The 24,017-nt window shown below is 62.6% G+C and carries 23 protein-coding genes and 1 other RNA gene; 4 read left to right on the top strand and 20 right to left on the bottom strand.

Features of this window, described 5'->3' with window-relative positions:
• Nucleotides 1-17: 17 nt before the first annotated feature.
• From ACTNBU_RS03730 to ACTNBU_RS03715, 4 genes are read right to left on the bottom strand one after another with little or no spacing between them, the layout of a single operon-like run.
• Nucleotides 18-1,091, bottom strand: coding sequence for an AAA family ATPase (locus tag ACTNBU_RS03730; protein ID WP_441030879.1), 1,074 nt, complete (start codon nt 1,089-1,091; stop codon nt 18-20).
• 19 nt (nt 1,092-1,110) lie between these two features.
• Nucleotides 1,111-1,623: a Gx transporter family protein gene (locus ACTNBU_RS03725; RefSeq protein WP_441030878.1), complete on the bottom strand. Its 513-nt coding sequence runs from the start codon at nt 1,621-1,623 to the stop codon at nt 1,111-1,113.
• A gap of 13 nt (nt 1,624-1,636) precedes the next feature.
• Nucleotides 1,637-2,044 (bottom strand): NusG domain II-containing protein, encoded by a 408-nt coding sequence (locus tag ACTNBU_RS03720; RefSeq protein ID WP_441030875.1) that lies wholly within the window; start codon nt 2,042-2,044, stop codon nt 1,637-1,639.
• Entirely contained in the window at nt 2,028-3,101 is a 1,074-nt protein-coding gene (locus tag ACTNBU_RS03715; protein WP_441030872.1) for an FAD:protein FMN transferase, read from the bottom strand. The genes ACTNBU_RS03720 and ACTNBU_RS03715 overlap by 17 nt, the downstream gene beginning before the upstream one ends.
• Nucleotides 3,102-3,347: 246 nt before the next feature.
• Between ACTNBU_RS03715 and ACTNBU_RS03710 the strand changes: the two genes are divergently transcribed.
• On the top strand, nt 3,348-4,118 hold the full coding sequence (locus ACTNBU_RS03710) for a hypothetical protein (RefSeq protein WP_441030869.1): 771 nt from the start codon (nt 3,348-3,350) through the stop codon (nt 4,116-4,118).
• Nucleotides 4,119-4,277: 159 nt separating this feature from the next.
• Here the strand turns inward: ACTNBU_RS03710 and ACTNBU_RS03705 are convergent, their stop codons facing one another.
• From ACTNBU_RS03705 to ffs, 5 genes are all read right to left on the bottom strand, one after another.
• A complete protein-coding gene (locus ACTNBU_RS03705; protein WP_441030866.1) occupies nt 4,278-5,363 on the bottom strand; it encodes a 6-phosphofructokinase in 1,086 nt (361 codons plus the stop codon).
• A 154-nt stretch (nt 5,364-5,517) separates the two neighbouring features.
• On the bottom strand, nt 5,518-7,269 hold the full coding sequence (locus tag ACTNBU_RS03700) for a DUF4127 family protein (RefSeq protein WP_441030863.1): 1,752 nt from the start codon (nt 7,267-7,269) through the stop codon (nt 5,518-5,520).
• Nucleotides 7,270-7,364: 95 nt separating this feature from the next.
• Nucleotides 7,365-7,733, bottom strand: coding sequence for a YbaB/EbfC family nucleoid-associated protein (locus ACTNBU_RS03695; RefSeq protein WP_441030860.1), 369 nt, complete (start codon nt 7,731-7,733; stop codon nt 7,365-7,367).
• A 27-nt stretch (nt 7,734-7,760) separates the two neighbouring features.
• Complete coding sequence (dnaX, locus tag ACTNBU_RS03690) at nt 7,761-9,614, bottom strand: DNA polymerase III subunit gamma/tau (protein ID WP_441030857.1); 1,854 nt, start codon at nt 9,612-9,614, stop codon at nt 7,761-7,763.
• A 61-nt stretch (nt 9,615-9,675) separates the two neighbouring features.
• An RNA gene (ffs, locus tag ACTNBU_RS03685) (signal recognition particle sRNA small type) lies at nt 9,676-9,775 on the bottom strand.
• Between the two features lie 195 nt (nt 9,776-9,970).
• Here ffs and ACTNBU_RS03680 point away from each other — a divergent pair.
• Together ACTNBU_RS03680 and ACTNBU_RS03675 are read left to right on the top strand one after the other, a co-directional pair.
• On the top strand, nt 9,971-10,963 hold the full coding sequence (locus ACTNBU_RS03680; protein WP_441030854.1) for an XdhC family protein: 993 nt from the start codon (nt 9,971-9,973) through the stop codon (nt 10,961-10,963).
• A 125-nt stretch (nt 10,964-11,088) separates the two neighbouring features.
• Entirely contained in the window at nt 11,089-11,586 is a 498-nt protein-coding gene (locus ACTNBU_RS03675) for a deoxycytidylate deaminase (RefSeq protein ID WP_441030851.1), read from the top strand.
• 385 nt (nt 11,587-11,971) lie between these two features.
• Here the strand turns inward: ACTNBU_RS03675 and rpsR are convergent, their stop codons facing one another.
• The 4 genes from rpsR to ACTNBU_RS03655 all read right to left on the bottom strand — a co-directional run bounded on the left by rpsR (nt 11,972) and on the right by ACTNBU_RS03655 (nt 14,577).
• Entirely contained in the window at nt 11,972-12,226 is a 255-nt protein-coding gene (rpsR, locus tag ACTNBU_RS03670) for a 30S ribosomal protein S18 (protein WP_325286218.1), read from the bottom strand.
• Nucleotides 12,227-12,253: 27 nt separating this feature from the next.
• A complete protein-coding gene (locus ACTNBU_RS03665; RefSeq protein ID WP_441030847.1) occupies nt 12,254-12,706 on the bottom strand; it encodes a single-stranded DNA-binding protein in 453 nt (150 codons plus the stop codon).
• A 10-nt stretch (nt 12,707-12,716) separates the two neighbouring features.
• The gene (gene rpsF, locus ACTNBU_RS03660) at nt 12,717-13,013 is read right to left on the bottom strand and encodes a 30S ribosomal protein S6 (RefSeq protein ID WP_441030845.1); all 297 of its coding nucleotides are present in this window, start codon (nt 13,011-13,013) and stop codon (nt 12,717-12,719) included.
• 178 nt (nt 13,014-13,191) lie between these two features.
• Nucleotides 13,192-14,577, bottom strand: a complete 1,386-nt coding sequence (locus ACTNBU_RS03655; RefSeq protein WP_441030843.1) for an MATE family efflux transporter — start codon at nt 14,575-14,577, stop codon at nt 13,192-13,194.
• 146 nt (nt 14,578-14,723) lie between these two features.
• Between ACTNBU_RS03655 and ACTNBU_RS03650 the strand changes: the two genes are divergently transcribed.
• Nucleotides 14,724-15,566, top strand: coding sequence for a DegV family protein (locus tag ACTNBU_RS03650; RefSeq protein ID WP_441030840.1), 843 nt, complete (start codon nt 14,724-14,726; stop codon nt 15,564-15,566).
• A 96-nt stretch (nt 15,567-15,662) separates the two neighbouring features.
• On the opposite strand, the gene ACTNBU_RS03645 is transcribed toward ACTNBU_RS03650, so the two are convergent.
• The 7 genes from ACTNBU_RS03645 to ACTNBU_RS03615 form a co-directional block, all read right to left on the bottom strand.
• Nucleotides 15,663-17,051, bottom strand: a complete 1,389-nt coding sequence (locus tag ACTNBU_RS03645; RefSeq protein ID WP_441030837.1) for a YfcC family protein — start codon at nt 17,049-17,051, stop codon at nt 15,663-15,665.
• 14 nt (nt 17,052-17,065) lie between these two features.
• On the bottom strand, nt 17,066-18,064 hold the full coding sequence (argF, locus tag ACTNBU_RS03640; RefSeq protein WP_441030835.1) for an ornithine carbamoyltransferase: 999 nt from the start codon (nt 18,062-18,064) through the stop codon (nt 17,066-17,068).
• 868 nt (nt 18,065-18,932) lie between these two features.
• On the bottom strand, nt 18,933-20,156 hold the full coding sequence (gene arcA, locus ACTNBU_RS03635; RefSeq protein WP_441030834.1) for an arginine deiminase: 1,224 nt from the start codon (nt 20,154-20,156) through the stop codon (nt 18,933-18,935).
• Between the two features lie 188 nt (nt 20,157-20,344).
• Nucleotides 20,345-21,058, bottom strand: coding sequence for an ABC transporter ATP-binding protein (locus tag ACTNBU_RS03630; protein ID WP_441030830.1), 714 nt, complete (start codon nt 21,056-21,058; stop codon nt 20,345-20,347).
• On the bottom strand, nt 21,051-21,893 hold the full coding sequence (locus ACTNBU_RS03625) for an ABC transporter ATP-binding protein (RefSeq protein ID WP_441030827.1): 843 nt from the start codon (nt 21,891-21,893) through the stop codon (nt 21,051-21,053). Before ACTNBU_RS03625 ends, ACTNBU_RS03630 begins: the two co-directional genes overlap by 8 nt.
• A complete protein-coding gene (locus ACTNBU_RS03620) occupies nt 21,890-22,999 on the bottom strand; it encodes a branched-chain amino acid ABC transporter permease (protein WP_441030825.1) in 1,110 nt (369 codons plus the stop codon). The genes ACTNBU_RS03625 and ACTNBU_RS03620 overlap by 4 nt, the downstream gene beginning before the upstream one ends.
• Nucleotides 23,000-23,012: 13 nt before the next feature.
• On the bottom strand, nt 23,013-23,891 hold the full coding sequence (locus ACTNBU_RS03615) for a branched-chain amino acid ABC transporter permease (RefSeq protein WP_441030822.1): 879 nt from the start codon (nt 23,889-23,891) through the stop codon (nt 23,013-23,015).
• Nucleotides 23,892-24,017: the final 126 nt, after the last annotated feature.

Genomic DNA, 24,017 nt, shown 5'->3' with positions numbered 1-24,017 from the left:
ATGATCTCAGACGCTGGTCAGGCCTCCGGCGTCTTTTTGCAGGCTGCCAGCACATCGGCGGATGTCAGCCGCATCAGGTCCTCCCGGCCCACGGTCTCCATGGCCGCCAGGCGGTTGGCCTGGGCTGTCAGGATCTTTTCAAACAGATTCCGGACGCCCCGTGCGTTGCCGAAGGAGACGGCGTCGGCGCTGGCCTCCTCCAGCGCGTCCTTCACCGTCTCCCGGGCGTCCTCCGCCAGGGTGTAGCAGCCCTTTTCGCACTGTCTCTCGAAGATTTGGAGCAGCTCCTCCGGGGTGTAGTCGTCGAAGTGGAGGAAGCGGTTGAACCGGGACTCCAGACCGGGATTGGAGTGGATGAAGTCGTCCATCAGGCCGTCGTATCCGGCCACGATGACCACCAGATCGTCCCGGTGGTCCTCCATGGCCTTCAGAATGGTGTCGATGGCCTCCTGGCCGAAGTCGTTCTCCGACCGGCCATTGAGGGCGTAGGCCTCGTCGATGAACAGCACGCCCCCCAAGGCGGAGTCGATGACTTTCCGGGTCTTGATGGCCGTCTGCCCTACGTAGCCCGCCACCAGACCGGACCGGTCCACCTCCACCAGCTGTCCCTTGGACAGGATGCCCAGAGAGTGGTAGATCCGGGCCATCAGCCGGGCCACGGTGGTCTTGCCGGTGCCGGGATTGCCGGAGAACACCATATGGAGGCTCAGGTCCGTGGTAGGCAGGCCGTTCTCCTTCCGGAGACGGTACACCGTCACCAGATTGATAAGATTTCTGACCTCCTGCTTCACGGCGCCCAGGCCGATGTAGCCGTCCAGTTCCGCCTGGAGATCCTCAATCTTCTCCGGTGGGATCTCCGCCGCGGCTTCTCTGGCGGCATCGTCCGTCGGGACGGCGGACTGTTTCTCCGGCTTCTCCGGAGCCGGGGCTTTGTCCGGTGCCTTGGGGGCCATCGTCTCCGGTGACGGCGCGGCGGGCGTTCCCCAGAAGTCGCCGCCCATGTGGCTGAGATTGTTCTCCGTCATGGTGCGGATCACGTCCAGCTGCTGGGCGATGAGCTGGTCTTTTCTGTCGTCGTTTCTGCGCTTCATGTCTCCGCCTCCCACAGTTTTATTTCATCAGGCCGGTCTGTTCCAACGCCCGGAACAGCAGTCCCGCCAGATAGCCCGTCAGGGTCCCGGACAGCAGCGACACCGCCAGCAGCACCGGCAGATAGGCCAGCGGCGCGGCGTTGCCCAGCGTCACCATGGCCGCCGCCACCTGGCCGCAGTTGTGGGCGGCGGCGCCGCCCATGGACACGCCGTAAATGGATAGTCTCCGCAGCCGGGACAGACCGATCATCACCAGCATGGCGGATAGGCCCCCCATCAGGGAGAACAGCAGCGCGTTGAGATTTCCGGCGAACGCCGCCCCCAGGGTACACCGGGCAATGAGGATCAGCATCGCCTGGGTGGGGCCCAGGGCGTACAGGGCGAAGATGGTCACGATGTTGGCCAGCCCCAGCTTGATGCCCGGCAGGGGGATCAGCAGGCCCAGGGGGATAAAGTTCTCCATGTAGCTGAGGCCCAGGGCCAGGGCCGTCAGCACGGCGCAGAGGGTCAGCTGCCGTGTGGTCAGTTTCATACGCGCCGCCCTCCTATCCGATGACCGCGTCCACGGCGGCGTCTTCCGCACCGCCGGTAAGCTGGATGGAGATGCGGGCGGGCAGGCAGACGATGCTCCGTCCGGCGTGATGGATCTCCCCGGTGTGGACGCAGTCCTGATTGGGGCAGTCCGACGACGCCACCCGGACGCCCTCCGCCGAGAACTCCACCGTCAGGGAATACCCGCTGCCGCTGTAGGTCCGGGTCTCCGGGGCGGACAGGGCCGTCAGATCCACCCGATCCAGCTCCCTGCCGTCGGCGGACACCACCGCCTGGAGCCTGTTCCCCGCGGAGAGGGTCCGGCTCCAGTACGCCCCGCCGGTAACGGCGGCCAGCAGCAATATCACCGCCGCCACGGCGGCGTCCCACCGGGTGGGGTGCAGTTTAACGGATGATCTCATAGATATACCCGGCGTCCTCGTTTCGTTCAAATTTCTTCTCGAGGCCATCAGTGACCAGCAGACGGCCGTCCGCCGTCACCAGCACCATGTCGAATTCGTACCCCGACCGGCGCCAGAAGTCGATGGCCCGCTCCTCCCCCATGACGAACAGCGCCGTGGAGAAGGCGTCGGCCATGGTGCCGCCGGTCAGACCGTCGCCGCCGTCCGGGCCCACCGCCGGAGCCACGATGGTGACGGACAGCAGCCCGCTGTCCGCCGGATATCCGGTGGCGGGATCGATGATATGGTGATAAGTTTGGCCATCCTGCTCAAAATAGCGCTGATAGCCGCCGGAGGTGATGGCATAGGCGTCCCGCAGGCTGAGTACACCGGTGCAGGAATCCGTATCCTGCGGATCCTGGACCGCCACTCGCCAGGGAGCGCCGTCGGGCTTTTCGCCATGGGCGTAGACGTTGCCTCCCAAATACGCCAGGGCGGATTCCACCCCCTGCTCCCGGAAGATGGCCTCGACCCGCTCCGAGGCGTAGCCCTTGGCGATACCGCCCAGGTCGATGGACTGCCCTTCCCCGATAGTCACCTGAGCCGTGTCTCCCCGGTCCTCCACGGCGATGGTCCCACTGTCCACCAGGGGCAGCAGGCTATCCAGCGTCCCCCGGTCGGGGACGTGCTTTTCGTCGGTGGTGAAACCCCAGGCGTCCATCACCGGGGCAATTGTGATGTCAAAAGCGCCGCCGGTGTCCTCCGAGAAGGTCCGGGCGCTTTGGATCAGACGCCCTGTCTCCCCGCTGACCGTCACTGGCGCTCCGGCGCCGCTGTTGACGCGAGAGACCTCACTGTCTCCGTCTGTCCGGTCCAGCAGGGCCTCCAGACGCCGGACCTCCCGGTCCGCCGCGTCTGCCGCCGCCTGGCCGTTTTTGCCGTAGGCGGTGAACCGCATCACCGTGTCCATGGCGAAGGTCTCCGTCACGGCGGGCTCCTCCGCTCCGCAGCCGCTCAGTGCGCCGCACAGCAGCGCCGCAGCCAGCGCCAGTGCGGCCCGTTTCATTTTGCGTGTCATATGTCATCCTCTCACGGACATTTTTGTCTTCCGTCCCAGGCTGCATTCCTTGTCCTGCGGACAGTCCGGCACATTCAAACAGGCTTAGTATACCACACTTTTTTTCGGTTCTCAACCGGCAAGCCGCAGTTTTTGGGGTCATCCTCTTGCAAAACATGAAAAAGTCTGCTACAATAACACAATATGTCCCCTGTGTATTTCGCTCAGGGGGACACGCCTGTGAATTCACCTTGGAGGTTACGATAAATGGCTCAGAAACCCAATAAAAAAGGAAACGCCCGTGCGCAGAAGGCTGATTCTGTCAACAGCGCCGTCAAGTTTTTGCTGGCCGGCTGCCTGGCAGAGGCGTATCTTCTGGTGCTTCGCAAATACTTCATCAACGGAAAGCTGGAGCAGGTCGTTCAGTGGGACGGCTATCTCCAGATTATTGTCTACGCGGGGCTGATCATCGCCGCGGCGGGACTTGCCCTGAGACTGGTGTTCCGGAAAGAGAAGTCCTGGAAGCAGAGCGCCGGCTGGACTCTGCTGGGCGCCGGCGCATTTCTGGCCGTGGCCAGCTGGCTGGTGCGGAACTACGTCTACACGGCCATCACCCCGCTGTGCATCATCGTCCCTGTGGTAATGCTGCTGGGGATTCTTTGGAGCCTGTACGACCGGGAGTGCGTCTACTCCCTGTCCGTTCTGGGCGTCACGGTGCTGGTGCTGTGGCTCTGCCGCAAGGGCCTGGGCACTGTGGTCTGGAATACCAAGGTCCTGATCGCGGCGGTGCTCTATCTGGCCGTCATGGCTGTGGCGGGCGTTCTGTTCTGGAAGGCCGGAAAGGCCGACGGCATGCTGGGCAATGTCCGGATGCTGCCCAAGGGCGCGGACGCCATGCCCGTGTACGCCTCCTGCGTGCTGTCCCTGGCCGCGGTGGCCGTGGGGCTGGTCAGCACCACCGCCGCTTACTACGCCATCTGGGCCGTCTGCTTGGTGATCTTTGCGCTGGCGGTGTATTACACCGTCCGTCAGCTTTAAGCGGCTCCTCGTTGTTTCCATCCCGTATGCTCCACTCCCTGCCGTCTTCACGGCAGGGAGTTTTTCTGTTCCAGAGCCGTGCAGATCCTTTGTCCCGGAAAACGCAGAGCTCCCCCGCCGCCCTTTTGGGCGGCGGGGGAGCTGTCATTCAGCAGACAGTCAATCGCCGAAGAAGATGCCGATGTCCCGGGCCGTCTGGATCAGAGGATGGTCCGTGGGCAGGAACTTGGTCTGGCTGGCGGCATCCGCCAGGGGGACCGCCACGATCTCGCCCTTCTGGATGCCCACCATGTAGCCGTACTGCTTATCCCGGATCAGCTTGGCCGCGGCAGTGCCGAACTGGGTGGCCAGCACCCGGTCATAGGGGCAGGGAGGGCCGCCTCTCTGATAGTGGCCGGGAATGGTGACCCGGGCCTCCTGACCCAGGGCCTTCTCCAGCTCGCTGGCCAGCCGGTAGGAGATTGTGGAGTGCTTGCTGTTCTCCTTGGCCCGGCGGCGCTCCTCCTCGGAAAGCTGCTTGTCAGTGACGGACACGGCGCCCTCCGCCACGGCGATGATGGAGAAGTTCCGGCCTCTCTTGCGGCGGCTCTCCAGTCCCGCCACGATTTTGTTGAAGTCGTAGGGGATCTCCGGAATGAGGACGACGTCGGCACCGCTGCCGATGCCTGCGTGGAGGGTCAGCCAGCCGGCGTCCCGGCCCATCAGCTCCACCAGGAAGATCCGGCCGTGAGAGCTTGCAGTGGAGTGAATATAGTCAATGACGTTGGACGCGATGTCCACGGCGCTCTGGAAGCCGAAGGTGGTGTCGGTGCCGAAGATGTCGTTGTCGATGGTCTTGGGCAGGGTCACCACGTTCATACCGGCGTCCATCAACAGCTTGGCGCTCTTCTGGGTGCCGTTGCCGCCCATGACCACCAGACAGTCCAGGTTCAGCCGGTTGTAGGTGTCCAGCATGGCGGGCATCAGGTCGTTGCCCTCCTCGTCCACGATGGCCTTGCCGGGGATGTACCGCTGGCGGGAGGTGCCCAGAATGGTGCCGCCCTCCGTCAGGATGCCGGAGAAGTCCTTGGGCTCCATGAACTTGTAGTCGCCGTCGATGAGCCCCCGGTAACCGTCGTACATGCCGAAGATCTCCACATTGTCCACATACTGCAACAGCGCCTTGCCGACACCTCGGATGGCAGCGTTCAGGCCCTGGCAGTCGCCGCCGCTGGTGACGATGCCCACACGGGTAGTTCGCTTCATTGCAATTCTCCTTTCAGATGATTCTGAAAACCTTTGCCTCATCATATCAGGACATCTTCAGTCCGTCAAGCTGGATTTTCGCAGATTTTCTCTGCTTTTCGTCCGAAATCTGCATCAAAAGTTTGGGAAAATGTGCTGTATTGGCAGATTCAGCTCACTTTACGAAATCGTTTACGTGAATTTTTATCCGAATTTCAAAAACTCGCTGCCAGGGGGTCGCCCACTCCGACAGAACGAGGCCGTCCAGGCCGGTGCGCTCCCCGTCCGGAGAAGTGAGGAACTGTCCCTGGGACAGATTCTTCAGCACATCCGCCGTCTCCCGTTCCATCAGGGACGTCAGCTTCTCCAGCACCGCGGCGGTGTCCGTGCCGGAGGCGGCGAAGTTGTCTGGGTTGCCGCCCAGCTCCTCCCGCACATAGACGGTGAGCTGGTCCTTAGCCCGGTTCTTGTAGCAGATGTCCTTGAGGAGGGAGTCCGCCAGCGTCCGGATGAAGGCCTGGTTCTGAGCCGTGGAGCAGGTGCCCTGCTGGCGCAGGCACAGCCACCGGGCCAGTCCGTTGGACAGGACGATGCCCGTGGCGTTGGCCAGATCGTAGAATCCAGCGTAGCCCAGCAGCATAGACAGCTCCGTCTTCTTCACCAGCTGCTGCTGAAAATCCGTGCCGTACTGGTTCCGTGCGGCGTCCATCAGCACCGTGGGGACGCCCTTCTTTCCGTTCTCCTCCAGAGCGGCGATGAGGTCCCGGATAGCCGTCTTTCGGAACTTGTCCGTGTCCTCCGCTGGGCGGGTCAGCACCAGCACCTGCACGTCCTCCCCGCCGTCCACGCACTCCGCCCCCAGATAGTCCAGATGGGCGTCCACAATGTCCCGCAGGGGCTGGTGGTCATAGTCGCTGGAGGTGATGTTGCCGTCGCTGCCGAAGTAGCGCACCCGGACTTTGGGCGTGGGACCGGTGTACTCTGTGTCCCCGTAGAGACGGCACACCGCCAGCATTCCGTCCTCGTCAGCACCGGACAGCACAGCCCCCCGGCCCTCCACCGCCTGCTTCAGCCAGGCGATCTCACTGGTCTGGATGCTGTCCGATGGGGCGGAGTCATCCACGCCGATGAGGAAATGGACGTTGTCCATCCCTGCCGACGCGGACAGGGCGTGGTCAATGAGCCGCAGCTTCCGCTCCCGGCAGCGGTGGTATTGTGCCGCCTGCTCCGCCGTCAGGCCGAAGTCCCCTGCGTTCAGGGGCGCGCCGTCCGGGCCACTGCCGTAATTGGCGGCGATGTTCTCCACCGTCAGGTCTTGGCCAGTCAGGACGGAGCGGGACGCCATGCCGTAGGCACGGAGGGTTTCGTAGCCCTCCAGATCCCAGCCGTTATAGCCAACGGTAGGGGCCAGACGCATAACAGTATCCATCAGGTACACCTGATTCTCCCCGTTCGCCAGGGCGGACAGCAGGCCGTCGATGAGCTGGAACTCCGACAGCACCGTGCCGTCGGACAATGTCACGGCCTCCCCGGAGAAGCTGCGGGAATTCACCAGTCCGCCGGACAGCAGCTGGTCCAGGGACAGGATATACCGGCTGCACCCGGCCTTATTCTGGGCCAGCACCCACTCGTACAGCGCCGCCCGGTCACCGTACTGGGTCCCGTTGGGGTTGGGGTCCTGTCCGTCCAGACAGGTGTGGTACAGGGATTCCTCCGGCATGACCACCTCATAGCCCAGCGACTCCGCCAGATAGACCACCCGGTCCGTGTTCACGGGCCGGTCGTCCAGGGGCACATAGGCGATGGTTCCGGTGCTCTCCCGCTCCGTCACCGGTGCCGGTGTCCGCTCCGGGGCCGCGCCGCAGCCCGCCAGCAGCAGCAGGCACAGCAGTTCGCTCAGCAACGGGATGCACAGCTTCTTCATCATTCTGATCCTCCTGTAGAAAAGTCCCGAAAGGCGGAAAACGGCATTCCAAACCGCGTTTGGAATGCCGTCCCGTCGTTTTCATGCAATGTGCGCCCTTACAGGCCCAGGCCGCCCAGATTCAGACCGCTGGTCAGGCCCTCCATGCCCTTGTCCATGGCCTCGCCGGCCTGACGCAGAGCCTCGTTGACGGCAGAGACCACCAGATCCTGGAGCATCTCCACGTCGTCCGGGTCCACGGCCTCCGGCTTGATGGACAGGGACAGCACTTCTTTCTTGCCGTTGACCGTGGCGGTGACCACACCGCCGCCCACGGTGGCGCTGAACTCCTGAGCCTCCACAGCGGCCTGGGTCTCGTTCATGGCCTGCTGCATCTCCGCGATCTTCTGCTGCATCTCCGCCTGACGCTGTGCGCCGGTGGGACGCTTGCTGCCGTTGGAAAAACCACGGCGTGCGCTGTAACTCATAGCTGTTTCTCCTTTGCTTATTTGATGTTATTTGATCTCAATGTTGTCGAACTGACTCCCAAATGCAATGAGGTTCTTTCGCAGGTCCGCCGGGGAGACCTTAGGTGGCTCTCCCACCACCAGACGCACCGTCACTGGTCCGCCGGTGAGGGATTCGCCGCTGTCCCGCAGTGCGTTCAGCACCCGGTCGTTGTCCAGACGGCCCTTCACCACGTCGTCCGGTGCGAACACCGTCACCACGCCGTTGTCCACCGTGCCCCGGCATGCGCCCAGGAAGGCCCGGTACATGGGCGGCAGAGCGCCCTTGCTGCTCTCCGCCAGCTCCCGCCAGATGGCGGCACCTCCGGCTGAGGGTTCTGTCACTGGTGCGGCGGACGGCTGGGGGATGGAGGGTCCGGCAGACCGCGGGGCCGGAGCAGGCTCCGTCCGCTCCCAGGGACCAGGAGCCGGCCGGGCCGGTTCCTCCCAGGGGGCGGCGGGCTCCGCCGCCATGGGCGGCTCCTCCGGCAGAGGAGGCTCCTCGGGAAGGGGCGGTTCCTCCGGCAACGGCGGCTCTTCCGGCAGGGGCGGTTCCTCCCAGGGGACCCGCTCCTCCGGCAGAGGAGGTTCCTCCCAAGGAGGGACGTCCGCCGCCTTGGGGGTTGGTTTTTTCGCCCTGGCCGCGGGCTTCGGCGCGGCAGGCTGTTGGACCACCGGGGCAGGCTCCGGCGCCTGCTGGGTCCGGATGGCCGCGGGCAGCACCGCCATCCGCTCCTCCATCCGGGTCATCCGGGCGGCCAGGGCGGTGACGTCGCCGCAGAGGCTTTCATCGCACAGCCGCAGGAGGCACAGCTCCGCGTCGGTGCGGCGGTTGGCGCTGTAATAGAGATTGGCCGTGGTCTGCTGCAAGGTCATGGACAGGTAAATCAGGCGGCTGGCGGACAGGGCCTTGCCCAGCCGGTCCAGAGTGGCGGAATCGTATCCGCCGGACAGCAGCGCCGCGCCGCCCTGGGGGGCGGTCTTCCGCAGCAGCAGATCCCGGGTCAGGGTGGACAGCTCGCCCAGCACCGCACCCACGTCTTTTCCGCCGGCGTAGAGCTGGTCCAGCAGCAGCAGCGCCGCCTGGGCGTCCCGCTGCGCGATATCTTCCATCAGCTGGGCGGTCTGGAGATTGCCCGCCAGGCCCAGCACGTCCAGTACCGCCGCAGCGTCCACGGTGCCGCCCGCGGCGGCACACTGGTCCAGCAGGCTCAGGCCGTCCCGCAGGGCGCCGTCCGCCAGACGGCTCAGCAGCTCCGCGCCGTCGGCGGTCAGAGGGATGCCCTCCTGCCCCGCCACATAGCTGAGGCGCGCCGCCACATCCTGGGGCGTGATGCGCTTGAAGGAGAACCGCTGGCACCGGGACAGGATCGTCGCCGGGACCTTGTGCAGCTCCGTGGTGGCCAGAATGAACATCAGATGCTCCGGTGGCTCCTCCAGGATCTTCAGCAGGGCGTTGAAGGCGGAGATGGACAGCATGTGCACCTCGTCGATGATGTACACCCGCTTCTTCACGTTGGCCGGGGCGTAGATGGCCTCGTCCCGCAATGCCCGGACCTGGTCCACGCCGTTGTTGGAGGCGGCGTCCAGCTCCAGCACGTCCAGAAAGCTGCCGTTCTCAATGCCCAGACAGGAGGCGCACCGGCAGCAGGGATTGCCGTCCACAGGGTCCTCGCAGTTGACGGCCTTGGCCAGAATTTTGGCGCAGGTGGTCTTGCCGGTGCCCCGGGTGCCGGTGAACAGATACGCGTGGGAGGTGCGGCCCTCGGCCACCTGCTTCTGCAATGTCTCGGTGATATGGGACTGACCGATGACGTCGGCGAACGTCTTGGGCCGCCATTTGCGGTACAGGGCCTGATACAACAGGGCCGCCTCCTTTCGTGAGGATCCAATTCGGGACGCAAAAACTCCTCCGCATCAAGCTGCGGAACCGGCGCCCTCGCGGCACATGGAACATCCCGCTTAATGCTGCTCGGTTCCCCGCCTGACATGATTCACGGGCATCCATTGCGCGAGACCGGCTCCGCAGCTTGATACGGAGGAATTCGATAGCTCTTATATTCTACTATAAAGATTCCAAATTATCAACTAAAAAATACAGGGATTTTAAAATCGTCTCCGCAAAACGGAAACAGAGGGTGAAAACGCCCTTGACAGCGTCCGCCGGAGGGGGCAAAATACATATAGAATAACTTGGTTTTCAGAGAGGAGCGGCGATCATGCGGGAATTTTTCCGGACCCTGGTCCACCATCTGGAGGACGGCCAGCCGGCCGTTCTGGTGACGGTGCTGTCCGCCAGCGGCTCCACGCCCCGGGGCGCGGGGGCCATGATGGCCGTGTTCCCCGGCGGGACGGCCGCCGGCACCATCGGCGGCGGCAACGTGGAATACGAGGCCCAGAAGCTGTCGGCCCGGCTGCTGGAGAGCAGCGAAAACGCCGTCCGGTCCTTCCGGTTCGTCCAGGGGGACGCCGCCAGTCTGGGCATGGTCTGCGGCGGAGACGTGACGGTCCACTTCCAGTACCTCCCCGCCGGGGACGATGCCGCCATCGCCGCCTTCCGGCGGCTGATAGAGCTGTCCGGCGGTTCCTCCGGTGCCTGGCTGGTCCGGCAGATCCGGGACGGACAGGTGACGGGGATGCGGGCGCTGTCGTCGGAGGACCCCATCACCCCGGAGCTGTCCCCTCTGATGAAGGACCGGCTGGTACAGACGGCGGAGGGGTGGTTCTCCATCCCCGTGGTGCGGCCCGGCAGGGTCTATATCTTCGGCGGCGGCCATGTGTCCCAGGCGCTGGTGCCGGTGCTGGCCCAGGTGGGCTTCCGTCCCGTGGTGTACGACGACCGTCCGGAATTCGCCTCCCCCGCCCTGTTTCCTCAGGCGGCGGAGACCTTCTGCGGCCCCTTTTCGGAGCTGGAGCAGCATCTGTCCATTACCGCCGACGACTATGTGGTGGTGATGACCCGGGGCCATCAGGCGGATTACGAGGTGCTGGCCCGGACGCTCCGCAGCGGCGCCCGGTATCTGGGCTGCATCGGCTCGAAAAAGAAGCTGTCCATCTGCCGGGACCGCCTGCTGGAGGCGGGCTTCACGACGGAGGAGTACAGTGTCCTCCACGCTCCCATCGGTCTGGCCATCGGCGCGGAGACCCCGGCGGAGATCGCCGTCTCCGTGGCGGCGGAGCTGATCGCCGTCCGGGCGGGGGTGCTGAAGTGAAGTCAGCCCTTCTTTTTGTTGGGGATCCGGCTGTTTTTCCCCTTGTCTGTTGCAACTTTCGGGGAAAACTGATATAATGCCGCCAAACGATACCGAATATCTCATTGAACAGGAGGAATCCACCCATGGGCCGCATCAGCAAGGAAAACTACTACCTGGACATCGCGGAGACCGTTCTGGAGCGGTCCACCTGCCTGCGCCGTCTGTACGGCGCCATCATCGTCAATAACGACGAGATCATCTCCACCGGCTACAACGGCGCCCCTAGAGGCCGGGCCAACTGCGCCGATCTGGGCTACTGCTCCCGGGAGGCCATGAAGATCCCCCGGGGCGAGCGGTACGAGCTGTGCCGCAGCGTCCACGCCGAGGCCAACGCCATCATCTCCGCCTCCCGCCGGGACATGGTGGGTGGTACACTGTATCTGGTGGGCCGGGACGCCCGGACCAAGGCTCTGCTGCCGGACGCCACCTCCTGCTCCATGTGCCGCCGTCAGGTCATCAACGCCGGACTGGAAAAGGTTGTCATCCGCCGCTCCCCTACGGAGTTCGAAGTGGTGAACGTGGAGGACTGGGTTCGGGACGACGACTCCCTCCCCACCTTCTCCGATGAACTGAAGCCGTGAGAACGGAACAAATGGCGTGCAGCCCTACTGTACGCCATTTTTCATAAAGATGCGCTTCTTTTTGTGGAAGATATTATGCACAATAGGTCTTGCATAAAATTGTGCAGTTTGCTATAATACTATCATCAACCAAACAGAGCGCTTTCAGCCGGGCTTTCGGACAATGTTGTCCGAGGGGTCGGCTTTTATTGATTTTTTTGCCGATTCTCCGGTGTTCTCTCTCCTTTCTCACCGGTGATGCCTTATAAGCGGAAAGGTCTGCCCCCTTCTCCGTACCAGCAAAAAAGTGTCCGGATCTGCCCTCCGGACACTTTTTTGCGGCCATTTTTCTCGAAGCACATATGAAAAGATCCCCGTCCAGCGGACGGGGATCTTCTTTTGATGATCAGTCGGTCACGTAGGGCAGCAGAGCGATCTGACGGGCACGCTTGATGGCCTCGGTCAACTGACGCTGATGCATGGCGCAGGTGCCGGTGGTTCTGCGGGGCAGAATCTTGGAACGCTCGGACACGAAACGGCGCAGCTTGGCGGCGTCCTTGTAGTCGATCTGCTCGCACTTTTCCGCGCAGAACTGGCAGACCTTGCGGCGCTTACCACGGTTCATGGGGCGAGCGGGCCGGTTTTCACGATCCATAGGCATGGATGAGTTCCTCCTTCAAAGAATTTTTCAGAACGGCAGTTCGCCGTCCTCCTCGCCGATCTCGGCGAAGTCGGAGTGCCCGTCCGAGGGAGCCATCATAGGCGCCCGACCGGCGGGGGCACTGTAGGCGGGAGCATAACCGCCGTCGGAGGCGGCGTCCCGTTTGGAATCACCAAAGTAGACGTTGTCGGCAACGACCTCGGCACTGCGGCGCTTGCCGCCCTCCCGATCCGTCCAGTCGCGGATCTGCAGACGGCCCTCCACCACGGCCATGCGGCCCTTGGTGAAGTACTTACTGACAAACTCCGCGGTGGAACGCCAGGCAACGATGTCGATGAAATCCGTCTCCTTGTCGCCGTTCTGGGACTTGAAATCCCGGTCCACGGCCAGGGAGAAAGACGTCACCGCCGTGCCGCTCTGGGTGCGGCGCAACTCAGGGTCCCGGGTCAGACGACCCATCAGGATGATCCTATTCAGCATGGTGTGCTCCTTACTCGCCCTTGCAGACGATCAGGGAACGCATGATGCCGTCGGTGATCCGCAGGATACGGTCCAGCTCTCTGGGGAAAGCGGGCTCGCTGGTGAACGTCATCAGGACGTAGTAGCCCTCTTCTTTGAAGTTGATGGGATAGGCCAGCTTGCGGGTGCCCCACTCCTCGACCTCAACGGCAGAGCCGTTCTGCTCGGCCAGGGTCTTGAACTTCGCCACCAGAGCGGCGATGCCCTCCTCACCCTGTGCAGGGTCGATAATGTAGACGACCTCATAATTGGCGGAAACTTTAGCCATTTTTTGCACCTCCTTTTGGACGAATGGCCCTCATTCGAGATGAGAGCAAGGATGCCTGTTTTGTACAAGCCTTATTATTATACCGGAAACCAGACGAATGTCAAGGCGAATTTTTGAAAATCCACCGGTTTTTTCGTCCGGATGGTTCGGAAAACCGTTCTCCGTCCGGACGCGGCCTTTACGCCGCGCCGCCGGGCTGCTCCAGCTCCCTCATGGACCGCCTGAACTGCACGGCAAACATGGTGGCCGTGGTGCAGACCGCCAGAGTGTCCGCCACCGGCTCCGCCAGGAACACGGCGAAGACCTTGTCGGCAAAGAAGTTGGGCAGGATATAGATCAGCGGAACCAGCAGGATGATCTTCCGCAGCAGCGCCAGAAACAGCGACGCCTTGGCGTTGCCCAGGGCAATGAAGGTCTGCTGGCAGGCGATCTGGATGCCGAAAATGCCGGTGGCGGCCATGTAGATCCGCACCGCCCGGACGGCGTAGTCCACCAGGGCCGCGTCGTTGTTGAACAACCGGATGAACACCTGGGGGAACAGCTGCACCAGCGTCCACATGGTCATGGAGTACACCAGGCAGGACGTCAGCAGCGTCTTGAAGGCCGTCCGGACCCGTTCGGCGTTCCGGGCGCCGTAGTTGTAGCTGACGATGGGCTGGGCGCCCTGGGTCAGGCCCTGCAGGGGCATCAGGGCGAACTGCATCAGACTGGTGAGGATGGTCATGGTGCCCACCGCCAGATCGTCGCCGTATTTCAGCAGCGAGGAGTTGAAGCACACGGCGATGATGCTCTCGGTGCTCTGCATGATGAAGGGCGCGAGTCCCAGCGCCAGGCAGGGCAGCACCACCCTGGCGCTGGGACGCAGATTCTCCCTCCGGAGCTTCCACTTGGTTCGGGGACCCGTCAGGAACCGCAGCACCCACGCGGCGCTGACTGCCTGGGAGATCACCGTGGCTGTAGCTGCGCCCCGGACACCCATGTGCAGTCCGAAGATGAAGATGGGGTCCAGGATGGTGTTCAGGATGGCGCCGATGAGCACTGTCCGCATGCTGATGGTGGTAAAGCCCTGTGCGGTGATGTAGGCGTTCATGCCCAGGGTCACCTGGACGAAAATGGTGCCCAGAGCGTAGATCCGCAGATAGTCCAGGGCGTAGCCGATGGTGTTGGCGCTGGCGCCGAAGGTCAGCAGCAGCGGCCGGGCAAATACCTGGATCAGCACCGTCAGCACGATGGACACCGTCACCAGCAGGGTGAAGCAGTTGCCCATGATGCGCTGGGACATCTCAGTGTTCCCCTGTCCCTCCTTGATGGAGGCCCTGGGGGCGCCGCCCATGGCCAGCAGCGCTGCGAAGGCGGAGATGATCAGGATCACCGGCAGGCACACACCCAGTCCGGTGAGAGCCATCCGTCCCACGGTGTCCGCCGGCGACATGTGGCCGATGTAGATGCGGTCCACCAGATTGTACAGCATATTAACAATTTGTGACGTAATAGTGGGCAATGCCAGGGAAAACAACAGTTTCCGCACATTCCCCTTGCCCAGATCAACGGCTTTTCCAGCCATGCCATCGCCTCCATAACAGTTCTAAATTGAACATGAGATATCATAGCACTATTCCGGTGAAAGGTCAATCCATGTTTCCATTGACAAACGACAGAAAAGGTATATAATAAAAATAGTATTTGAAATCACATTTGGAGGAGCCGAATATGACTTACAATATCGTATGTGACAGCAGCTGTGATCTCAAGTCCACCGAGCTTCAGCCCGGATATCTCCATCTGGAGGTGGTCCCCATGCAGATCACCGTGGGCGACCGGGAGTACCTGGACAACGAGTCTCTGAACGTTCCCCTGCTGTTGGAGGATATGGCGACGGAGAAGTCCTCCGCCGGGACCGCCTGTCCCTCCCCTGCAGCCTTCGCCCGGGCCTTTGAGAAGGCGGACTGCTCCGTGTGCTTCACCATCTCCAGCAATCTGTCCGGCACCTACAACGCCGCCGTGCTGGCCCGGGATATGGTGCTGGAGGAGCATCCGGAGAAGAAGATCTGTGTCATCGACTCCCGCAGCACCGCCGGCGCCATGGTGCTGCTGACCCGGAAGGCCCAGAGCCTTCTGGAGGTGGAGGACCCGGACTTTGACAAGGTCTGTGAGGAGCTGCGGATGTATCAGGCGTCCCTGCGGACGGTGTTCACCCTGGAATGCTTCGACAATCTCATCAAAAACGGCCGGATGCGTCCGCTGGTAGGCAATCTGCTCCACACCCTGGGCATCCACGTCATTGCCGACGCCACGCCGCAGGGCACCATCCATGTGTCCGGCAAGGCCCGGGGCGAGGCCAAAACCTATCAGGCCATCGTGGATCTGATGCGGCAGAGCAAAGATTGCGACGGTGCCGAGGTGGTGTTGTCCCACTGCGAGAATCTGCCCGGTGCGCTGAAGCTGAAGGAGCTGATCCTCCGGGAGCTGCCGGTGAAGGACGTAACACTGGTGTCCTGTCGGGGCCTGACTACCTTCTACGCCATGGAAAAAGGCCTGATCGTAGGCTTCTGATCAGATATTGCATACGATGATGGACCGCCCGCCGCGGAATGACTTCCGCGGCGGGCGGTTTTGCGCTGTCCGGGGATCTGATTTGGTCACAAACTCCTATCCCATCCACACACCGATGAGCAGGAAGCCCACCGACAGCGCCAGAAACAGCAGGATCAGCTTCCACGCGTACCGGAACCATCGGTCATAGCCCACGTGGCCCAGGGCCAGGGCGCCCATCACCACCGCCGCGGTGGGGGTGATGAGGTTCACCAGTCCGGAGGCCGCCTGAAAGGCCGTCACCACCAGGTCGCCGCCCACTCCGGCGAACTTTCCCAGGGGCGCCAGAATGGGGACGGACAGCGTAGCCAGCCCCGAGGAGGAGGGGATCAGGATGGTCAGGGGCAGGTACAGCAGGAACACCAACAGCGTGAAGCCCGCCGCGCCGGTGCCGGACAGGGCCGTCTCACCCCAGTGGAGGATGGTGTCTGTCACGTGGGCGCCGTTCATCACCACGGTGATGCCCCGGCTGATGCCGATGATAAACGCCACACCCAGCAAGTCCGCGCAGCCCGCCACGTAGCAGTCCGCCAGCTCCGCCTCCCCCATGCGGTCGATGAGGCCGATGACGATGCCGCCCACCAGGAACAGGGCCGACAGCTCCGGGAACCACCAGCCCAGCACCGGCAGGGACAGGCCCATCTCGTCGAAGGGGATGACGCCGTAGACCATGGTCAGGAAGGTCAGGCCGAACACCACCAGGATCCACTTCCGCCTGGTGGTGAGGGGCAGCTGCTCCTGTGCGCTGACGTGGAGCTTTCCCGCCCCCACGCCCACCACGGAGGCGGTGGGGTCCCGCTTGACCCTGGCGGCGTAGGCCATCACAAACCAGATGGCAGCCCCTTCAAAGGCCAGCCACATCAGCATCCGCAGCAGGATCCCCTCTCCCAGGGACACCCCAGCAAAGCCCGACGCGATGCCGGTGGCAAAGGGGTTGACGGTGGAGGCAATGACGCCAGCTCCCGCCCCCAGCAGGATGACGGAGATGCCCACCACGGCGTCGTAGCCCGCCGCCAGGAACACGGGGATCAGCAGCGGATAGAAAGCCATGGTCTCCTCCCACATGCCATAGGTGGTGCCGCCCAGTCCGAAGAACACCATGAGGATGGGGATGAGCCACTTCTCCCGTCCTCCCAGGGAGCGGATGACGCCGGAGACGCCGGCGTCGATGGCGCCGGTCTTCATCACCACGCCCAGGAAGCCACCCACCATCAGGATGAACAGGCACACGTCCACTGCATCGTAAAACCCCTCAAAGGAGGCTTTTAGCACGTCTCCCACTGTGGCGGGGTCCGCCGCCACCGCGTGATAAGTGCCGGACACCGGCACGCCGTCCACATAGTCATAGCTGCCCGCCGGGATGAACCAGGTGGCGATGGCCACCAGCACGATCAGCAGCAGCAGGATAGTGTACGCCGTGGGCATGTGAAATTTCGATCTGGCCACGGGCCTCCCTCCTTTTACTTGCCGATGGTGGCCACCAGAACGGCCTTGATGGAGTGCATCCGGTTCTCCGCCTCGTCGAACACCACGCTGTGCTTGCCCCGGAACACCTCGTCGCTGACCTCCCGGATATCCACGCCCTTGTCCTGCCACTCCTTGGCCAGCTTCGTCTCAAAGTCGTGGAAGGAGGGCAGACAGTGCATATACAGCACATTGGGGTTGCCGGTGGCCTTCAGGGTCTCCTCCGTCACCCGGTAGGGGGACAGCAGCTTGGCCCGCTCGGGGATCAGGGCCTCCTCGCCCATGGACGCCCAGATATCGCCGTAGATGACGTCCGCGTCCTTGATGTCGCCCATATTGTCGGTGATCTCAATGAGGCCGCCGTTCTCCCGGGCGGTGGCGAAGGTGGTTTTGATGATCTCCGGGTCCATCTCTTTGGCCAGTTTCTCCGGGCCGATGCCCACGAAGTGCATGCCCATCTTGGCGGCGCCGATCATCCAGGCGTAGCACATATTGTTCCGCACATCGCCGGGGAACACCACCTTTACCTGGTTCAGGGGCTTGTGACAGTGCTCTTCAATGGTCATCATATCTGCCAGGATCTGGGTGGGATGATCCGCGTCCGTCAGACCGTTCCAAACGGGGACACCGGAGTATTTCGACAGATCCTCCACTACGGACTGCTCGAAGCCACGGTACTCGATGCCGTCAAAGAACCGGCCCAGCACCTTGGCGGAGTCTTCCAGGGACTCCTTTTTGCCCATCTGGGAGGAGCCTGCGTCCAGATAGGTGACGTGGGCGCCCTCCTGGGTGGCCGCCACCTCGAAGGAACAGCGGGTGCGGGTGGAGGTCTTCTCAAACAGCAGCACGATGTGCTTGCCCTTCAGGGTGGGATCGCAGATGCCCGCCCGGCGCTTGGCCTTCAGGTCGTGGCCCAGGTCCAGCAGATAGCGGATTTCCGCGGGGGTGAAGTCCTGTAAGGTCAGAAAGCTTCTGCCTTTTAAATTGACTGCCATGGTCATTTCTCCTTTTGTTCTTCTGGCGGCGAATGCCGCTGGTGTCGGTGGTTGTTTTTCCCTTGTCAGGGGGAATTTTGTCCCGTGAGACGGGGTGCGGCGAAGGTCGCGGGCTTCAAAACCCCCTTTCTCTTTTTCCTGGGAAAAAGAGAAAGCGCCTTTTGATGGTGTCAAGAGAAAAAGGCTCGGCGGCGGCATTTCAGGCTCCGCCTGAAATGCCTTTTCCCGCCTTTTACGGGGGTTGTTTGGGTGCTGACTTGTCGGATTGCGTCTACTCAACTGCGTATGGCAGGTTCAGAAGCTGGGGGTGCTTCCGGATGCCCTTTGCTCCTCTTTTGCTGCCGCACATTGGCAGTTGCGGAAAGATTGTCGGAAAGGGTGGTTCCGGATGCCCCTGCTTTTCTTTTGCCGCTGCGGCAGTATCGAGAGAACGGTGCCAGGCCCCCTCAAACTGCCAGGGTGCGGCAGTGAAAAGAGAAAGGCGGTGCATCCGGAAGGGGCCCGGACTTCCGTTGGTATCAAGAGCGGATACAGGAGGCAAAGCCCTCGACGACCACCGGGCCCAAACCCCGTAATCAGGGCGGGAAAAGGCGTTTCAAACGAAGTTTGAAATGCCGTCGCCCCACGCCTTTTCTTCTACACCATCAAAAGGCGCATCTTCTTTTCGGCGCAACCAACAGGGGTCCCCCGCCGCAACCCGGCGTAGCGGTTGCGGTGGGGAAGAGGAGGGGCAACGGAGCGGTATGAGGGATGCCCTCCCCCGCAGGGCGTCCCGAATATGGCGCAGTTTGACCCGACGACGAATGGGGGTTTTGAAGCTGCCGGGCCTCCCCGGCACCCCCGTTTCCACGGGACAAACGCCGCTCTTTTAAGGGTCCTCTCTCCACAGCGGCATGGACATGCACCGCGGCCCGCCGCGCCCGCGGCTCAATTCCGCGCTGGGGATGACGTGGAGCTTGATCCCCGCCTCCTCCAGAGAGCGGTTGGTGACGTAGTTCCGGGAGTACACCACCACCTCGCCGGGGGCAATGGCCAGGGTGTTGGAGCCGTCGCTCCACTGTTCCCGGGCGGCGTCGATCTCGCTGCCCTGTCCGCAGGGGATCAGCGTCACCTTGTCCAGATGCAGGTGCTCCTTCAGAATGTCCTCCAGACGGCCGTCCTCCTGGCGGATCTTCATTTTCCGGTTCTCATCCAGCTCCATGACGAACACCGTGATCTGCTGGAGAATGTTGGGATGGACGGTGAATTTGTCCCGGTCCACCATGGTGAACACCGTGTCCAGGTGCATGAAGGAGCGGGTCTTGGGAATATTGAAGGCCAGCACCTTCCGGAAGGTCTCGCTCTGAGACAGCACCGTCTCCGCCAGCTGGTCGATGGAATCCTCTTGGGTGCGCTGGGAGATGCCCACCGCCAGCACCTCCGGCGACAGGACCAGGATGTCGCCGCCCTCCAGCGAGGACGTCTCGCCCCGGTCATACCAGCGGGGGGCGTTTTTGTACTCCGGATGATACTGGAAAATGAACTTGCCGAACAGCGTCTCCCGGTTCCGGGTGGCGGTGTGCATCCGGTGGATGGACACGCCGGTGCCGATGGTGGCGAAGGGGTCACGGGTAAAATACAGGTTGGGCAGCGGGTCCACCGCGAAGGGATAGACATCCCCGGCGGCGGAGACGTAGTCCCCCAGCTTCGCCGTCTCCTGCCGCAGCTCCGACCGCCGGACGCCGGCCATGCAGGTGTCGATCAGCTCCCGGTCCCCCAGGGAGGAGAGGTACTCCTTCAGGCCGTCTCGCAGGCGCTCCTCCCGGAGATCCGCCTCGTCTAGAAACTCCCGGATGAACTCCTGACGGACCTCGCTGTTCACCAGGCTCTCCGCCGCCAGATCCGCCAGGTACACCACCTCCACGCCGCTGCGCCGCAGACAGTCGGCAAAGGCGTCATGCTCCCGCTGGGCCTCCTTCAGGTAGGGGATATCGTCGAACAGCAGCCGCTCCAGGTACTCCGGCATCAGATTCTCCAGCTCCCGGCCGGGACGGTGGAGCATGACCTTTTTCAGCCGTCCGATCTCCGAGGTATTGTGAATTCCAGTCTCCAAAATCTGCTCACTCCTTTGTCAGGATCAAAATGGGTTCCTGGATAGGGTTTCTGAATTTCGGGATTTCATACATGGACGGGGGCGGTTTTTTCGGCGGACGAATCACAGCAGAAGAAAACACATCCCCCGGCGGTCCTCGCCGGGGGATGTGTCTGCTTCTGTCATATTGGGAACGCGGCCGGGGCCGTTTACTTTTTGTGCTTGCCCAGATAGGCTTCCTTCACCTTGTCGTTGGCCAGCAGCTCCGCGCCGGTGCCGGACATGGTGATGTTGCCCGTCTCCAGCACGTAGGCCAGATCCGCGATCTTCAGAGCCATGTTGGCGTTCTGCTCGATGAGCAGCACCGTGACGCCCTGGCGGTTGATCTCCCGGATGATGGAGAAAATGTCCTGCACCACCAGGGGCGCAAGGCCCAGGGAGGGTTCGTCCAGCATCATCAGCTTGGGACGGGACATGAGGGCACGGCCCACCGCCAGCATCTGCTGCTCGCCGCCGGACAGCGTGCCCGCCAGCTGCCAGCTCCGTTCCTCCAGCCGGGGGAACAGCTGGTACACCCAGCGGATGTCCTTCTCGATGCCGTCCTTGTCCTTCCGGAGGTAGGCGCCGATCTTCAGGTTCTCCACCACCGTCAGGTCCGGGAACACCCGCCGTCCCTCGGGGGACATGGCGATTCCGGCGCCGATGATCTTGTCGATGGACTTGCCCAGCAGCTCCTCCCCGTTCCACAGGATGGAGCCGGACTGAGCCTTTACCAGACCGCTGATGGTCCGGAGCATGGTGGACTTGCCGGCGCCGTTGGCGCCGATGAGGGTGACGATCTTGCCGTCGGGCACCTCCAGAGAGATGCCCCGGAGGGCCTGGATGCCGCCGTAAGCCACGTGCAGATTTTCGATTTTAAGCATCTTCCGCCACCCCCAGGTACGCGTCGATGACGCGCTGATCGTTCTGGATCTCCGCAGGCGTGCCCTGGGCGATGAGCTTGCCGAAGTCCAGGACGTAAATGCGGTCGGAGATATCCATGACCAGGTCCATGTGGTGCTCGATGAGGAACACCGTCAGGTTGAATTTATCCCGGATCTCGCCGATAAAGGCCGTCAATTCGTTGGTCTCTTGGGGATTCATGCCCGCCGCCGGCTCATCCAGCAGCAGCAGCTTCGGCTCCGTGGCCAAAGCCCGGGCGATCTCCAGACGGCGCTGCTTGCCGTAGGGCAGGCTGGTGGCCAGCTCGTCCTTCACGTCCAGCAGGCCCACCTCGCCCAGCAGCCGCTCCACGTCGGCCCGCTGCTCCGCCTCCTCCTTCCGGTTGGTGCGGAAGGTGGCGGACAGGAAGCCGTGGGTCACGCGGCAGTGCTTGGCGATCAGCACGTTGTCGAACACGGTCTGGGATTTCCACAGGCGGATGTTCTGGAAGGTCCGGGCCATGCCCAGCTTGGTGATGACGTCCGGCGTGGGCGCCAGCACCTGGTTGTACTCCCCAGCGTGCTGTCCCTTGTACAGCTTCTTCATCTTGCCCTGGGGATGGTTTTCCACGATTTTCTTTCCCTGGAACCACACCGCGCCGTTGGTGGGCTGGTACACGCCAGTGACCACGTTGAACGCCGTGGTCTTGCCCGCGCCGTTGGGGCCGATGAGGGCCACGATCTCCCCCTGGTTGATCTCCAGGTTCAGGTTATCCACGGCCACCACGCCGCCGAACTGCATGGTGGCGTTTTCAATGCGGAGGATGTTCTCACTCATTTTGCAGCCTCCTTCCCGCGCTTTTTGGAGCGTCGGTCCAGCAGATCCGGCAGCTCCTTGTCACCCATGATGCCCTTGCGGAAGAACAGCACGATGACCATGATGATCATGGACAGCACCACCATGCGGAAGCCGTTCTTGAACACGGCAGGCGCCTCGATGAAAAGGAACTTGCCGGAATCCAAGCCCCGCAGCAACCACTCGGCGGAGAAGATGTACAGGAAGCTGGCCAGGATGGAGCCGGTGATGGAGCCGATGCCGCCGATGACCACGATCAGCAGGATCTCATAGGTCAGGGTGCTCTTGAAGGGCGCCGCCGCGATGGTGCCCATGTACATGGCCATCATGCCGCCGCCGATGCCGGCGAAGAAGGAGCTGATGATGAAGGCCATCCGCTTGTGGTGGGCCAGATTGATGCCCATGGCCTCCGCCGCCACCTCATCGTCCCGGATGGCCTTGAAAGCCCGGCCGTAGGTGGAGTTGATCAGCAGCAGGATCATGGCGATCATCAGGCCCACCATCACCACATAGGGCGTGGCATGGGAGAAGGTGGGATAGCTCTTCAGCAGATTGGAGCCGTTGGTGATGGGACCCAGGGCGTTCCACTGGAAGAAGGCCCGCAGGATCTCCGCAAAGCCCAGGGTGGCGATGGCCAGATAGTCGCTCTTCAGCCGCAGCACCGGCAGGCCGATGAGATAGGCCATCAGCGCCGCCAGCAGTCCGCCGATGAGCAGGGCCGTCAGCATACCCACCACGGTGCCCACCGTCTCCCCCATGAAGCTGGAGAAGATCTCCGGGATGGAGAACTGGATGGCGCCGCCGTCGAAATACTGGTACACGCCGGCCCGCTTGGCCACGGGAATGGTCAGCACACCGTAGGAGTAGGCGCCCAGCAGCATGAAGCCCGCCTGTCCCAGGGAGAACAGGCCGGTGAAGCCGTTCAGCAGGTTCATGGACACGGCCACCAGGGAGTAGACCGTGGCCTTCTTGATGACGGTGACCACGATGTGGTAGCTGGGCAGCGTCAGATCCACGGCGATACAGGCCGCCAGCAGGATCACCAGGACCGCCGCCGTGAAAATGGTCTTTTTCCTTGTCATTGTCATCTTGCTTCCCTCCTTACACCTTGTCGGTGACCTTTTCACCGAACAGGCCGGTGGGCTTGACGCACAGGACCACGATCAGCAGCGCGAAGGTGAAGGCATCGGAGAAGGTGGTGTAGCCCAGGCCCTTGATGATCTCCTCGCACAGGCCGATGATGAACGCGCCCACCACCGCGCCGGGAATGGAGCCGATGCCGCCGAACACGGCCGCCACGAAGGCCTTCAGGCCCGGCATGCCGCCGGAGGTGATGGCCACGGAGGGATAGTTGGTGAAGTACAGCATGGCGCCTACCGCCGCCAGGAAGGAGCCGATGACGAAGGTCATGGAGATGACGGCGTTGATCTTGATGCCCATGAGCTGGGCGGTCTCGAAGTCCTTGGCCGCCGCCCGCATGGCCATGCCGATCTTGGTGTGGTTGATGAGGTACACCAGGGCCACCACCAGCAGAATGGTCAGGGCGGGGGTCACCAGGGTCACCCGCTTGGTGGACGCGCCCAGCAGGGACACGTTCTCGGAGATCCAGGGGATGGGGTTGGTGACGGGCTGGGGCACGCCGCCGGTGATGTAGAAGGACAGGTTCTGGATCAGGTAGCTGACGCCGATGGCGGAGATCATGACAGACATCCGGGGCGCGCTGCGCAGGGGCTTGTAGGCCACCCGCTCAATGGTGAAGCCCAGGACCACCGTGACGATCAGCACCAGGGGGAGGGCAATATAGAAGGGCAGGGACGCGGTGGAGTAGACCATGACCAGGCCGGCCACCATGAACACATCGCCGTGGGCAAAGTTGATCAGACGGAGGATGCCGTAGACCAGCGTGTAGCCGATGGCGATCAGGGCGTACTGACCGCCCACGGAGATGCCATTGATGAGATAAGGCAGCAATTCTCGCATGGGAAAACCTCCTACAATAATAATTACGGTTTAAGGCGCGGCAGCCAGCCGCGTCTTTTTCCATCTCAAAGCCGAAGCTGTTAGAATGAGAGAGTAAATGGCCTGACAGTTAAGACCTTGGGCTGA

This window comes from Dysosmobacter sp. HCP28S3_G4 (assembly GCF_052065175.1).
Taxonomy (GTDB): Bacteria; Bacillota; Clostridia; order Oscillospirales; family Oscillospiraceae; genus Oscillibacter.
The sequence above is the reverse complement of the archived record's forward strand: the minus strand, read 5'-3'. Positions and strand labels throughout refer to the sequence as shown.

Excerpts from the sequence above, each read along its gene's own strand:
- ACTNBU_RS03730 (WP_441030879.1), bottom strand. The coding sequence starts at position 1,091 with ATGAAGCGCAGAAACGACGACAGAAAAGACCAGCTCATCGCCCAGCAG.
- ACTNBU_RS03725 (WP_441030878.1), bottom strand. The coding sequence starts at position 1,623 with ATGAAACTGACCACACGGCAGCTGACCCTCTGCGCCGTGCTGACGGCC.
- ACTNBU_RS03720 (WP_441030875.1), bottom strand. The coding sequence starts at position 2,044 with ATGAGATCATCCGTTAAACTGCACCCCACCCGGTGGGACGCCGCCGTG.
- ACTNBU_RS03715 (WP_441030872.1), bottom strand. The coding sequence starts at position 3,101 with ATGACACGCAAAATGAAACGGGCCGCACTGGCGCTGGCTGCGGCGCTG.
- ACTNBU_RS03710 (WP_441030869.1), top strand. The coding sequence starts at position 3,348 with ATGGCTCAGAAACCCAATAAAAAAGGAAACGCCCGTGCGCAGAAGGCT.
- ACTNBU_RS03705 (WP_441030866.1), bottom strand. The coding sequence starts at position 5,363 with ATGAAGCGAACTACCCGTGTGGGCATCGTCACCAGCGGCGGCGACTGC.
- ACTNBU_RS03700 (WP_441030863.1), bottom strand. The coding sequence starts at position 7,269 with ATGATGAAGAAGCTGTGCATCCCGTTGCTGAGCGAACTGCTGTGCCTG.
- ACTNBU_RS03695 (WP_441030860.1), bottom strand. The coding sequence starts at position 7,733 with ATGAGTTACAGCGCACGCCGTGGTTTTTCCAACGGCAGCAAGCGTCCC.
- ACTNBU_RS03680 (WP_441030854.1), top strand. The coding sequence starts at position 9,971 with ATGCGGGAATTTTTCCGGACCCTGGTCCACCATCTGGAGGACGGCCAG.
- ACTNBU_RS03675 (WP_441030851.1), top strand. The coding sequence starts at position 11,089 with ATGGGCCGCATCAGCAAGGAAAACTACTACCTGGACATCGCGGAGACC.
- rpsR (WP_325286218.1), bottom strand. The coding sequence starts at position 12,226 with ATGCCTATGGATCGTGAAAACCGGCCCGCTCGCCCCATGAACCGTGGT.
- ACTNBU_RS03665 (WP_441030847.1), bottom strand. The coding sequence starts at position 12,706 with ATGCTGAATAGGATCATCCTGATGGGTCGTCTGACCCGGGACCCTGAG.
- rpsF (WP_441030845.1), bottom strand. The coding sequence starts at position 13,013 with ATGGCTAAAGTTTCCGCCAATTATGAGGTCGTCTACATTATCGACCCT.
- ACTNBU_RS03655 (WP_441030843.1), bottom strand. The coding sequence starts at position 14,577 with ATGGCTGGAAAAGCCGTTGATCTGGGCAAGGGGAATGTGCGGAAACTG.
- ACTNBU_RS03650 (WP_441030840.1), top strand. The coding sequence starts at position 14,724 with ATGACTTACAATATCGTATGTGACAGCAGCTGTGATCTCAAGTCCACC.
- argF (WP_441030835.1), bottom strand. The coding sequence starts at position 18,064 with ATGGCAGTCAATTTAAAAGGCAGAAGCTTTCTGACCTTACAGGACTTC.
- ACTNBU_RS03630 (WP_441030830.1), bottom strand. The coding sequence starts at position 21,058 with ATGCTTAAAATCGAAAATCTGCACGTGGCTTACGGCGGCATCCAGGCC.
- ACTNBU_RS03625 (WP_441030827.1), bottom strand. The coding sequence starts at position 21,893 with ATGAGTGAGAACATCCTCCGCATTGAAAACGCCACCATGCAGTTCGGC.
- ACTNBU_RS03620 (WP_441030825.1), bottom strand. The coding sequence starts at position 22,999 with ATGACAATGACAAGGAAAAAGACCATTTTCACGGCGGCGGTCCTGGTG.
- ACTNBU_RS03615 (WP_441030822.1), bottom strand. The coding sequence starts at position 23,891 with ATGCGAGAATTGCTGCCTTATCTCATCAATGGCATCTCCGTGGGCGGT.